Source organism: Thalassospira sp. UBA1131, assembly GCF_002311515.1.
Classification (GTDB): domain Bacteria; phylum Pseudomonadota; class Alphaproteobacteria; order Rhodospirillales; family Thalassospiraceae; genus Thalassospira.
The window spans coordinates 24,237-36,428 of record NZ_DCAO01000112.1; the positions used below are offsets into that span (position 1 = coordinate 24,237).

Below are 12,192 nucleotides of genomic sequence, written 5' to 3' on the forward strand. Positions count from 1 at the left end.
CGCGGCAGGCGTTCAGGATCATTCATCCACGCCATCGAGCCGTATTCACCACCCGCGACAAATTCATCAAGACGTTTTTGATTGCGCGCATCAATTTTCGGACGCGCCACACCACAGACATCAAAGCCGATTTCACGGGCTTTGGCCTGAAGCAGTTCAAACGTGATGTGTTGGCGCGTCTTGGTTGTCATGGCATCAGTTCAGTCATTCGGCCTGTTTAATCTTTGGCGCGTTATATCGCCTTACGATCATAACGCAAAAGGCCGCAACATGATGCTGCGGCCTTTTTAACAAACTCAGAAACGCAGGTTCTAGCCGCGCCCGCGATACGGGGCTACGCCCTGCTCGGGGATCCAGACACCTTCGGGTGCCGGGCCGGTCTGATAGAACACGTCAATCGGAATGCCGCCGCGCGGATACCAGTATCCACCTATACGCAGCCATTTCGGGTCAAGGGTTTCTACAATGCGTTTGCCGACCTTGATCGTGCAATCCTCGTGGAACGAACCATGGTTGCGAAATGACGTCAGGAAAAGCTTCAGCGACTTGCTTTCGACCAGCCAGTCACCGGGCACATAATCAATCACCAGATGGGCAAAGTCCGGCTGGCCGGTGATCGGGCAAAGCGATGTGAATTCCGGTGCGACAAATCGCACGCAGTAATCGGTTCCGGCCTGCGGGTTTTGTACGCGTTCAAGAACTGCTTCGTCTGGCGATGCCGGCTGTTGGGTGTCACCGCCCAGCATGGTCAGGTTGTCGTAGATGGTTTGATCAGCCATGGCTTAGTCCTCGATAATCGGCATGGGATCAATGTCCCCGCCTTCCTGTCCGGCGTGGAAATCGCGCGCGAAGGCCTCCATGCGGCCTTCGGCAATCGCTTCGCGCATGCCACGCATCAAGTCCTGATAATAGGCAAGGTTATGCCAGGTCAGCAGAACCGCGCCGAGGATTTCCCCAGCCTTGATCAGGTGATGCAAATAGGCACGCGAATATTTCGTGCAGGCCGGGCAACCACATTGATCATCCAACGGACGATCATCATCGCGATGACGGCCGTTTTTAAGGTTCAGCGTCCCGCGATGGGTAAAGGCCTGTGCGTTGCGCCCGGAACGGGTCGGCAGCACGCAGTCAAACTGATCAATCCCGCGCATCACCCCACCGACAAGATCGGACGGCTTGCCAACCCCCATCAAATAGCGCGGCTTGTTGCTCGGCAGCATATCAACGCAGAAATCAAGCGTATCAAACATGATCTGCTGGCCTTCACCAACGGCAAGACCACCAACCGAGTGGCCCGGCAGGTCGAGCTCCGCCAACTTTTCGGAGCTCTCACGCCGCAGGTTTTCAAAAACGCTGCCCTGCTGAATGCCATAAAGCGCATAGCCTTCGCGGTTAACAAACGCATCCTTGGACCGTTTTGCCCAGCGCATCGACATCTGCATGCTTTCGCGCGCTTGCTGTTCGGTCGCCGGGAACGGGGTGCATTCATCAAACGCCATGGTGATGGTCGATCCCAAAAGATGCTGGATCTCCATCGAACGTTCGGGTGTCAGGTTGAACTTGCGGCCATCGATATGGCTTTTAAACGTCACACCTTCTTCGGTGATCTTGCGCAACTTCGCCAGCGACATGACCTGATACCCGCCACTGTCGGTCAGGATCGGTTTGTCCCAGTTCATGAATTTGTGAAGACCGCCCAAACGTGCGATGCGTTCGGCACCCGGACGCAGCATCAAATGGTACGTATTGCCCAAAAGGATCTGCGCACCCGTGTCGGCAACGTTTTCCGGCAACATGCCCTTAACCGTGGCGGCCGTTCCCACCGGCATGAAAGTCGGCGTATCAATGACGCCGTGCGCGGTGTGGATGCGCCCCAGACGGGCCTTGCCATCCTGGGCAAGCAGTTCATAGCGAAATTCGGTCATCGGTTCTTATGTCCGTGCATCAATTTTGTTGGCGCATTCAAGCAGGCTGCAATCGCCATAGGAATAAAAACGGTATTCGTTGTCGATGGCGTGCTGATAGGCCGCCTTCATCCGTTCAAACCCGGCAAAGGCCGACACCAGCATAAACAGGGTCGAACGCGGCAGGTGGAAATTTGTCAGAAGCATATCCACTGCGCGGAATTTGTAGCCCGGCGTGATAAAGATGTCGGTCTCGGCCTCGAACGGTTCAACCACCCCGTCTTCGCGGGCCGCACTTTCAAGCAGACGCAGCGACGTGGTCCCCACCGCAACTACCCGTCCGCCATTGGCGCGGGTTTCGTTGATCAGATCAGCGATTTCCTTGCTGATCGAACCCCATTCGGCATGCATTTTGTGATCATCAGTATCATCGACCTTGACCGGTAGGAAGGTGCCCGCCCCGACATGAAGCGTAATCGTGCGGCGATTGATGCCGCGCGCATCCAGATTGGCCAGAAGTTCCGGGGTAAAATGCAAACCTGCCGTCGGGGCCGCCACAGCACCATCCTTTTGCGCAAAGATCGTCTGATAATCGGATTTGTCCTGATCATCACCACCGGCGTCACGCCGGATATAGGGCGGCAGCGGCATCACGCCGAATTTTTCAAGTGCGGCAATGAGGTCTGCACCGGATTTGTTAAAACGCAGGGTCACTTCGCCGCCGTCCTTCTTGGCAAGAACTTCGGCTTCGAATTCGTCATTGACCTTGAAGGTTTCCCCGATGCGCAGCTTCTTGGCCGGCTTGGCGAAGGCCACCCAGGTGCCAAGGCCTTCCTGTTTATGCAGGGTAACCTCAACCTTGGCGTCGCCTCGTTTGCCAAACAGGCGGGCCGGGATCACACGCGTATCGTTGGATATCAGCAGATCACCGGAACGCAAAATATCGGGCAATTCGCGCACGATACGGTCCTGCATTCCTTCGCCTGACAAATCAAGCATACGGGCAGCATCACGCGGATTGGCCGGATGTTCGGCAATGCGTTCGCGCGGCAATTCAAAATCGAACAGATCGACTTTCATGGATCAGGGAAATTCCGCTCAATTAAAAAACAAATGAAGGGGCGTGTTATGCGCCCCTTCAGAAGAAATCACAAGGTCACGGACGGCATATCTGATACGCCTTAGGGTCCAAACCGATATCAGCCGCGGGCCGGTTCCGCATCAGTGCGCGGTGTGATCACCGTCATCAAAAGACGAAACGGAGCCAGACAGGTCAGCGCCATGATCATCTTGGCTGCGAAATCACCCATCGCCCACGTATCCCACGGAAGACCAGTACCGGCAAACGCGATCGAGAAGAACAAGGCGGTATCAACCGCCGACCCGATGCCAGACGACACCAGCGGTGCTTTCCACCAGCTTGCACGGCGCAGTTTGTCAAACACGGTCACATCAAGCATCTGGGCAATCAGGAATGCCGAACCCGATGCGATGGCAATGCGCGTATCCGCAACGATCAGCGAAAGAACAACCGCCAGCGCAAACCCGGCCAGCACGACAACCCGTGCCGCCGCCGCACCACGTGCACGGTTGGTCAGGTCCGTTACAAGGAAAGCGACCGGATAGGTAAAGGCACCATAGGTCAGCCAGTCCGCCAGAACGCCGGGCAGCGGGTATTCGACCAGAATGTTCGATGCAACAACGGTCACCGCCATGGCGAGGACACCGAAAATGATCGCTTTCATCTGTTAGCCCTTCTCATCAAATGAACCCACGCATAACAAATCTCGCGGCCCACCATACTGGGCGACGATCACGAACGGATTCTGTGTAACTTTGGTGCGGCTGTTTACGCGCAGACCAAAGCCCGGTCAAGGAAAAACGGCGATCAGGAAAACCTGATCGCCGCTGCAGATCGCTGCATGTCGCCCCGGGGAAAATGGGGCGCCGCGCCGCGAAACCATATTCGTTTTAAGTTACAGCATGATGCCGCGAATGGTGAAGAACAGAAGCGCGCCGAGGAAGGCTCCGGCCGGAACCGTCACCACCCATGCGGTTGCAATCGTCACCGCATAGCGACGACGCACCAGAAGACGCTTGCGCATTTTCTTCTCGGCCTTTTCGGCCTCACTCGGGTCAATCTGACGAAGCGCTTCGATATGTTCATCGCCCTGTTCGTTTTCGGGACGATCCACCAACATAGGCGATGCAACCTTGCGACGACGATGCGACAGGCTTTCACGCAGGAAACCAACCCCGAACACAGCACCAACCGCAATGTGGGTCGAACTGACGGGAAGACCCAGTGCAGATGCGACAATCACCGTAAGGGCCGCCGACAATGCCACGGTATAAGCCCGGATCGGATCAAGCTTGGTGATTTTTGAGCCAACCGTCTTGATCAGTTTCGGACCAAACAGGATCAGACCCGCAGAAATGCCAAGCGCGCCGATGACCATCACCCAGATCGGGATCGGGGCCGAGGTCACGATCTGACCGCTATCAACACCGGAAACAATGGCGGCGAGCGGTCCAATCGCGTTGGCAACATCGTTCGAGCCGTGCGCGAATGACAGCAAGGCTGCCGACACGACAAGCGGAATGCGAAACAGCGAAGCGATTTCCTTGCGACGGCCGGTCATGCTGGCCGAGGCACGGAAGACGGCCTTGCGGACCGGGATCACGGTCAGGAAGAACGCGGCAACACCAATGGCGATCACAACCGGTGTTTCGGCCTTCCAGATTTTCTTCACACCCTTCATCATCAGATACATCGTGAAGGCCGAGACCATGACACCGACCAAGATCGGAACCCACTTGCGCGCAGCAGTCACGCGGTCTTCGGTGTAAAGAATGCGGAATTTGATAAAGGCCAGGAACCCGGCAGCAATCAAACCACCCAGAACCGGCGAGATCACCCAACTTGCGGCGATTGTGCCCATGGTCGGCCAGTTTACCGCCCCGATGCCAACGGCGGCCATACCAGCCCCCATGACACCACCAACAATCGAATGCGTGGTTGAGACCGGCGCACCAAACCAGGTGGCCAGGTTAAGCCAAAGGGCGGCGGCCAAAAGGGCTGCCATCATCGCCCAGACAAAGGTTTGGGCATCGGGCATCTGGGTGGGATCAATAATGCCGTTCTTGATTGTGCCGACAACATCGCCACCGGCAATGATCGCACCGGCGGCCTCGAATATGGCCGCAATCAAAAGGGCGCCAACCATGGTCAGCGCCTTGGAACCCACCGCCGGACCAACATTGTTGGCAACGTCGTTGGCCCCGATATTCAGCGCCATATAACCACCGATAACGGCGGCGGCGATCAGGAAGCCACTTTGCGGCAGTCCGCCCATGTGAAAGGCGACAAACGCACTACAGGCAAGCAGGAAGACAAGTGCCAGACCAAGCTTCGCACTGATCGATGCTGTTTCACCCAGCCCCGCATCCATGCGTTTTTGCCACTTGAGATCCTTATCCAGAGCAGTTTTCTTTACCGACATAATCAACCGTTACCATCAAAGGGAATCGACGGGCGGATCATGTCGAAGCCGGACCTCTTTGTTAAGGTTTTTTTGCTGTTTTATGACGACCTTCGGATAAGCCTCTGAAGATAAAGGAAAACGACCCCACAAAACGGGGCCGTTTTCCAACATTTTCAAGGAATTTGATATCAGCGACCGAACTGGTTCAAAAGCCCCTTCAGCAGGCCTTTGGCCGCATCCTCGGCGGAGCCGCCACCAGAGCCACCCGTTCCCGATGAATCATTGCTTGATCCGCTGCCACCCAGCGCCTTGTCAATCAGGTTGTCGAGAACCCGAACAGCAACCTTGTCCATGCGTCCGGTGATGACCGGATCATCGATCTTGCCTTTGGCATAGACGCTGAACGGCGGCAATTCTTCGATCTTTTCAGAGAAATCGAAATCAGCCTGCGTATCCATCACCCAGCGCGGCAAATCAAGGGTCGCATCCGCATCCGCTGTGCCGACCCGCGACAGTGCTTCGACACGGGTGGTTTTGGCAATGCCGTTGGTGATGGTCATGTCGGCTTCAAGCGATTGCATGAGATCGTTGTTGCCAACACCTTCAACCACCATGGCCTGCGGGCCCTGACGCAGAAGTGCCTCGATATTCAGGCGCGGATCCGGCGACCGTTTGTCGGCATTGCTGAACCGCACATTGTTCAGAACCAGATTGGCCGTACCGTTCAGGGCCGACACCAGACGGCGCGATGTATTGCCCTGCGCATTGGCATCAAATGTCAGTCCCAGTCCGCCAAGGATGGTGTCACTTGCCACCCGGATCGGCACAAGACTTTCGATCCGCGCACTGTCCAAACGACCAGCAAGGGCCAGTTTGGGCACATCGGTATTACGCGCATCAAAGGTGCCGTTAATCGCAAGGTCACCCTGCCCCAGAAGCCCGGTAAAGCTCGGAATGCTCAGAAGCCCGTTAACCAACGTTGCCTTCAGGTCCGGATTGATCAGGCTATAGGTATCGAAATCAAGCTGATCCAGGGCAACCGCAATATCAGCATCAATCGAACGAAGGGCCGAAACATCAATTACGGTGTCATCCCAAGGCGTTCCGTCGCGGGCATCAACGCGGGTAACCATCGTGGTTTTCGGCAGATTGAACGCTGCCTTGCGCGGGCCGCTGCCCATACCGGGCATCAGGCTTGCGCGCTTGTCTGCTGGCAGGAACGGATCCACCACGAGCTTGCCACCCGATAGTGCGACAGAAAGCTTAGGCTGTGCCTGTGAACCATCAAATCGCACGTTGCCCGACGTTTCAAATGCGCCGAGGATAAGCTTCAGGCCATCGACGGCGACATTCTGCGCATTGCCCTTCACAGTGCCGGAAACCGCCAGTCGGCCAAGATTGCCCGATGGTGTGTAGGTTGGGGCAAGAAGCTCCAGCGCACGGTTCAGGCTGGATGCCTGGACAGCAAGCTTGCCATCAATGCCCGGATTGCTGCCAAGCATTTCGGAAACAACACCATCAAGAGCAACCTGCAACAGCGGGTTGGACACATCAAGCGCAACCGTCGGTCCGGTGACAGGGCCATTCAGATCAACATTTGCCTGAACACTCTTGTAACTGCTTGCCGGTGCCGGAAGGGTAATACCGGTCAGCTTCGCCAGCGGCTCCAGCGTTTTGGCCGTGATACGCACTGACAAATTATCAAATGCCGGCACATCGGCCGAACCGTTGAATGCGCCCTTTGCACTGGCGGCAAGACCTGCTGCGTCGGCAACCGCAAAATTGGTCAGGGTAATATTCGGACCATTGAGGCTGCCATCAATTGAAATGCCGCGTACCGACACGCCAGAGGAGATGATCTCATCAGCGGCCAGTCGGTAATTGGCGGCCATGCCTTCAAGGGGTGCCAGCGCATCCTTGATGATCTTGACCATATCCTGCTTGGCAGCAGACGCATTGCCCGCATCCGATGAAGATGATGCAGCACCGGTCGATGCATTGCCGCCCGCCTCAGAAGTCGTAGAGACGGAAACTTCGGCATCCGGCGCAACTGCGATATACTGATCAAGGTTGATCCGGTCGAGCTTCAGACCAATACCCAAGGCAGGCAGGCCCGATCCGCCGAGATTGGCAACAACAGCCCCGCGAATGGCGGTGTCATCGACCCGCAGATCAAGATCGGAAATATTGAGTTGTTCGGATGTGCCCTTGATCCCGCCGGTCAAGGAGAACCGGCGAAGACGATCAGCACGAATGCCGTCGACATCAACACCCAGCCAACGCATGACCGCACGAATGTTTTCCGATGCCACTTCATAGCTAAGTGCGGCACTCAAGTCCGGCGTGTTACCGGAAATGCTGCCAAAGACAGATACATCTGTCCCGCCGGGAAGACCGGCAGAGACTTCGTTCAGCGTGATCTTGCTATTGGCGATTGCTGCATTGATCCGCGCATTATGGACCGGTGTCTGGTTATAGATCAGGGTTTCAACTTCGAAATCGATCGACGCCTTCAAATCCGCCGGGATCGCCGGTGCATTGGCAGCACCGTTTTTCTTGACCGAGCTTTGCGACGGGATCGATTGTGCACCACCTGCCGCGTCGCTTGATGCTTCTGGCGCGCTGTTGGCGTCACTGGACGCAGGCGATGCGCCTGTATTGCCCATATCGGCCAGAACAAGGATGCTATCAAGATCAAGCTGATTGAAGCGAAGCGCGACATCGGCATTGAGGCTCGGTTCCTGATCAATGGCAATCGCGCCAGACCCGCGGGTTTCACCAAACCGGATCGAAAGATCATTCAAGGTTACCGATTTGGCATTGGCCGTGATGTGCCCGCCAAGATCAAGTGGCTTGGCCGCGATATCGGGAATGTCGGCATCGTCGCCGGCAATCCGGAGCGCAGCTTCACGCAGGTCATCGAAATTGCCATCAATCTCGCCGTCGAAACCGGGATTATCCGTTGAAAGATCGACACGCCCGGCGACGGTGACACCGCCGTCGACCTCGTCAATGCCAAGTTTCAGGCTGACCGGGAACGGTGCAGTCTGGCTGATCTGCCCGACATTCATCGCAAATGTCAGCGGAATACCGCGATAGAAGACATACCCTTCACCCTCCATCGGGCCATTCAGGGTCTCTGCCGATATACCAAGGGTAAGCCCCTCAATCCGTTCTTCGGAGCCCGGCGCGCGATAGATGATGGTCGCGTTTTCGATTTCCAGACGGTCGACCTGAATGGTGCTGGCGAAATCACTGTCGGTGCTCTCAGTGGCATCAGCCGTGCCCTCGGCACTCTCGGTTGGTGCCGGTGCGCTTTCAGTACCCGCACCCGGCGTGCTGATCGTTCCCGCGTCCGGGCCGGAACGTGCGGCCTGCGCTGGATCAAATACCAGATTGTTCGAACCATCTTCAAAGGTCTCAATCGCGATCACCGGATTGATCAGGCTGACTTCGGTCACCTGCACATTGCCGGTCAAAAGCGGTATCAGCGCAACGGAAACCCGGACCTCGTCAATCGACACCATTTCGGTATCCTGTGCGCCTGGCACATTGCCAAGGCTGACATCCGTTGCCGACAAGGATGGTGACGGGATCAGCGACATCGACAGATCGCCCGCAAGATCAAGCTCCCGTCCGGTCGCCTCGCGAACAGCCTGGCTGACCTCGGCCTTATAGCCATTCCAGTCAATCAATGACGGAATGATCAGCAACGCGGCGACAAGAACCACGAGAAGTGCACCAATTGCGACAAGGATTTTTTTCAACAGTCAGGCTCCGCTAGATCGCATGGTCGCCCCGCCAGAAAAGGCCGCGACCCACAAAGGTTTGATTTCTTGTTCGAAAGCATAAGGCTCGTGATGACTCTCGCAACAGAAAATGGCCAGAGATTAAAGCTAATTTCAGGCAAGCTTGATCCATCCGTAACGCCGGGATCGTTCGATGTGTTCCATCGACACCATCTTCATGTGTGTCAAAGCAGGGCTTTGATCAAGCATCGGGCAGATATTGCGTTGTTTTGAAAGATTAAAAATAAAACCGGAATACCCGGAAAGAAAACCTTTAACGCCATTTGCGAATTTACCAAACGGCGAAATACGTAGTTTAAAATCAATTGGATGGTGGAAATCGGCCTCCGAAATGATACATTTTATAAAACAGAAAAAGAATTCAATCCTGACTTTCATTCCACCCGGATGATCGTTGTACGCAATCGCGACAGGGAGGATTAAAATGACCGATACAATAATCGAAACGCCGGAAAAAGCGGTCGACGCCGGTCAACGCGGAATCGTTGTACGCACCATCACCACCGACCAATCAGGCGCCTGGCTGCAGGCGGGCTGGCGCGATTTCAAACGAACCCCTGCCATTGGCCTAACCTATGGGGCATTTTGCACCATTGCCGGTTGGTTGATCGTGCTCAGCATTTTCCGTTCTGGCGAACCTTATCTGACCTTGCCGCTTGCGGCGGGCTTTATGCTTTTGGCACCGGTACTTGCGGTTGGACTTTATGAAACCAGTCGCCGCCTTGAGATGGGCGAAAACGTTACCCTGTGGCACAGCCTGAATGGTTTTCGTCGCAATCCCGGCCAAATCGGTGCCATCGGTGTTTTGCTGATGCTGTTCTTTTTGGCGTGGACGCGCATTGCGATGTTGCTTTTTGCGCTGTTTTACAACGGCACCATGCCATCGCTTGATGTGCTGGTCTGGCAAACCTTCTTCTCGCGCGATGCGATCACCTTCCTGATTACCGGCGGTTTGCTGGGTGGTGTGTTGGCGGTGATTGCCTTTGCGGTATCGGTGGTATCGATCCCGCTTCTGGTTGATCGCGATGTCGATGTGATTACCGCCGTCATCATCAGCGTTTCGGCGTTTCGCAAAAACTGGAAGGTTTTGATTGGCTGGGGGGCCGTGATTGCCATCCTGTCTGCTTGCGGGATGGTCGTCTTCCTGTTCGGGCTTGCCATCACGATGCCGCTTCTGGGCTTTTCAAGCTGGCATGCCTATCGCGGGATCATCGATGAAAGTCAGGCTGAAGTCGCCCGCCTGCGCCGTCAGGTTCCGTAAGCATCTCTCTGCTAACTGATCTGTAAACGCCGCCCATTCCAAGGGCGGCGTTTTTTGTTGAGCAAATTTTTTGCGCAGCACCGATGCATGCACGGGAACAAATATCGCGACCAGCAGTTTAAGCTTTGTGGCGATTGACCTGTGTATAAGGCAGCGAGATATCGATCACGCATCCGCAAACTTCACTGGCGTCGTTGCCATAAATTGTCCAAGATCAGTCGGCAACAGATCAGCATCTGGCAACCATCTGCATTTACGAGTTATTTTTGATCATGCATCAAGCCCGTGCGCTCCGCCACGTTATCGCCGTTTCCGCGTCCCTGTTTGCGCTGCTTGCGGGTACCCAAGGGGCTTTTGCGCAAACCAATACGGCCGATGGCCCGCAATCGACCCGGACCCCGGATGACAAATGGGGTGTCTCGCTGTCGGTTGAAAACGATCTGTTCACGCCGACAAACAGTGACCAGCATTACACCAACGGTGTGCGGCTTGCCTTTATCTCGCCCGAAGACGATGCCCCGGCGAGCTTTCTGAACGTTGCCAAGAAAGTCCCGTTCTTCGCATCCGAAGGGCGCATTCGCACCAGCTATTCGCTGGGCCAGACCATGTACACGCCAGACGACATCACGATTGCTGAAAATCAGCCCAATGACCGCCCATGGGCAGGCATGCTGTATGGCACGGCCGGGCTTTTGTCGGATACTGGTCTGCAGAAAAATGGGGCTGATAGTAATTATTCGCGCATTGATACGCTGGAACTGACCCTTGGCGTGGTTGGTCCGGCATCGCTTGCCGATGAAACGCAATCCTTTGTCCATAAGCAAATCAACAGCCCCTACCCCGAAGGCTGGGACAATCAGATCAAGAACGAACCGATCATTGGCCTGACCTATGAACGGAAATATCGTGGCTGGTTCGAAGCCGATCTGTTGGGTGTCGAATTTGACGCCACCCCGCACGGGGCCGTGACGCTGGGCAACGCCTTTACCAATGCGGAACTGGGCACCATGTTTCGTATGGGCTTTGACCTGCCGGCCGATTATGGCCCGCCGCGGATCCGCCCCAGCCTGCCGGGATCGGATTTCTTTGTCCCCGACACCGATGGCTTCCCGCTAAGCGGTTATGTCTTTGCCGGTTTTGCCGGGCGCTATGTCGCGCGTGACATTACCCTTGATGGCAATACCTTTGCTGACAGTGCTTCGGTCGATAAGGAACCATGGGTTGGCGATTTGCAGATCGGCCTTGCCGTAATCATCGGTCAGGCGCGCCTGACCTACACCCATGTTTATCGCACCCCGGAATTCACCGCCCAAAGCGGTGCGGACCAGTTCGGGTCGCTTTCGCTTTCCTTTCGGTTCTGATCCGAAAACAAAAACGGGGCCAAATGGCCCCGTTTTCAATGAGATATCCCTATTGGTCTGATGATATCAAAGACCCGGGATCAGCTTGCCCGGATTCATCAGACCTTTGGGATCAAGCGCGTTTTTGATCGCCCGCATGACGGCAATGGTGTCTTCGCCATGCTCAGTCACCATGAAATCAAGCTTGCCATAGCCAATGCCATGTTCGCCGGTGCAGGTGCCGCCAAGTTTAAGCGCCCGTTCGACCATGCGTTTGTGCAGACGGTTGGCTTCTTCCATCTGGGCCGGATCCTCGGGATCCAGCAGGATCAGGGTATGGAAGTTGCCATCACCGACGTGACCGATGATCGTGCAGGTCAGCGGGCTGGCATC

General features: G+C 55.8%; 9 protein-coding genes and 1 pseudogene. 2 read left to right on the plus strand and 8 right to left on the minus strand.

The genetic code is table 11. The annotated features are described in order from the left end of the window. The 7 genes and pseudogenes from B3Z49_RS19180 to B3Z49_RS19210 all read right to left on the minus strand — a co-directional run. Positions 1 to 191, minus strand: a pseudogene (locus B3Z49_RS19180) (tRNA epoxyqueuosine(34) reductase QueG); the annotation flags it as partial. Between the two features lie 120 nt (positions 192 to 311). After that, the gene (gene queF, locus B3Z49_RS19185; protein WP_120224514.1) at positions 312 to 779 is read right to left on the minus strand and encodes a preQ(1) synthase; all 468 of its coding nucleotides are present in this window, start codon (positions 777 to 779) and stop codon (positions 312 to 314) included. Between the two features lie 3 nt (positions 780 to 782). Next, positions 783 to 1,925, minus strand: coding sequence for a tRNA guanosine(34) transglycosylase Tgt (gene tgt / locus B3Z49_RS19190; protein ID WP_296993751.1), 1,143 nt, complete (start codon positions 1,923 to 1,925; stop codon positions 783 to 785). 6 nt (positions 1,926 to 1,931) lie between these two features. Then, positions 1,932 to 2,984, minus strand: coding sequence for a tRNA preQ1(34) S-adenosylmethionine ribosyltransferase-isomerase QueA (queA, locus tag B3Z49_RS19195; RefSeq protein ID WP_296993754.1), 1,053 nt, complete (start codon positions 2,982 to 2,984; stop codon positions 1,932 to 1,934). 119 nt (positions 2,985 to 3,103) lie between these two features. Then, positions 3,104 to 3,649 carry a VUT family protein gene (locus tag B3Z49_RS19200; RefSeq protein ID WP_064779569.1) on the minus strand — a complete coding sequence of 182 codons (546 nt, stop codon included), beginning with the start codon at positions 3,647 to 3,649 and terminating at the stop codon, positions 3,104 to 3,106. Positions 3,650 to 3,880: 231 nt separating this feature from the next. Further along, positions 3,881 to 5,407: an inorganic phosphate transporter gene (locus B3Z49_RS19205; protein ID WP_040822812.1), complete on the minus strand. Its 1,527-nt coding sequence runs from the start codon at positions 5,405 to 5,407 to the stop codon at positions 3,881 to 3,883. 170 nt (positions 5,408 to 5,577) lie between these two features. Next, positions 5,578 to 9,156 carry an AsmA family protein gene (locus B3Z49_RS19210; protein WP_296993763.1) on the minus strand — a complete coding sequence of 1,193 codons (3,579 nt, stop codon included), beginning with the start codon at positions 9,154 to 9,156 and terminating at the stop codon, positions 5,578 to 5,580. A 466-nt stretch (positions 9,157 to 9,622) separates the two neighbouring features. Between B3Z49_RS19210 and B3Z49_RS19215 the strand changes: the two genes are divergently transcribed. Further along, positions 9,623 to 10,459 carry a DUF2189 domain-containing protein gene (locus B3Z49_RS19215; RefSeq protein ID WP_120224508.1) on the plus strand — a complete coding sequence of 279 codons (837 nt, stop codon included), beginning with the start codon at positions 9,623 to 9,625 and terminating at the stop codon, positions 10,457 to 10,459. 272 nt (positions 10,460 to 10,731) lie between these two features. Next, on the plus strand, positions 10,732 to 11,820 hold the full coding sequence (locus B3Z49_RS19220; protein ID WP_296993766.1) for a lipid A deacylase LpxR family protein: 1,089 nt from the start codon (positions 10,732 to 10,734) through the stop codon (positions 11,818 to 11,820). A 66-nt stretch (positions 11,821 to 11,886) separates the two neighbouring features. Here B3Z49_RS19220 and B3Z49_RS19225 read toward each other — a convergent pair. Further along, positions 11,887 to 12,192 (minus strand): FAD-linked oxidase C-terminal domain-containing protein (locus B3Z49_RS19225; RefSeq protein ID WP_296993767.1); only part of this gene is annotated, 306 nt, incomplete at its 5' end.

What these genes read in the sequence shown, in the direction of transcription:
- B3Z49_RS19215 (WP_120224508.1), top strand. Translation starts at nt 9,623, where the DNA reads ATGACCGATACAATAATCGAAACGCCGGAAAAAGCGGTCGACGCCGGT.
- tgt (WP_296993751.1), bottom strand. Translation starts at nt 1,925, where the DNA reads ATGACCGAATTTCGCTATGAACTGCTTGCCCAGGATGGCAAGGCCCGT.
- B3Z49_RS19200 (WP_064779569.1), bottom strand. Translation starts at nt 3,649, where the DNA reads ATGAAAGCGATCATTTTCGGTGTCCTCGCCATGGCGGTGACCGTTGTT.
- B3Z49_RS19205 (WP_040822812.1), bottom strand. Translation starts at nt 5,407, where the DNA reads ATGTCGGTAAAGAAAACTGCTCTGGATAAGGATCTCAAGTGGCAAAAA.
- queF (WP_120224514.1), bottom strand. Translation starts at nt 779, where the DNA reads ATGGCTGATCAAACCATCTACGACAACCTGACCATGCTGGGCGGTGAC.
- B3Z49_RS19220 (WP_296993766.1), top strand. Translation starts at nt 10,732, where the DNA reads ATGCATCAAGCCCGTGCGCTCCGCCACGTTATCGCCGTTTCCGCGTCC.
- queA (WP_296993754.1), bottom strand. Translation starts at nt 2,984, where the DNA reads ATGAAAGTCGATCTGTTCGATTTTGAATTGCCGCGCGAACGCATTGCC.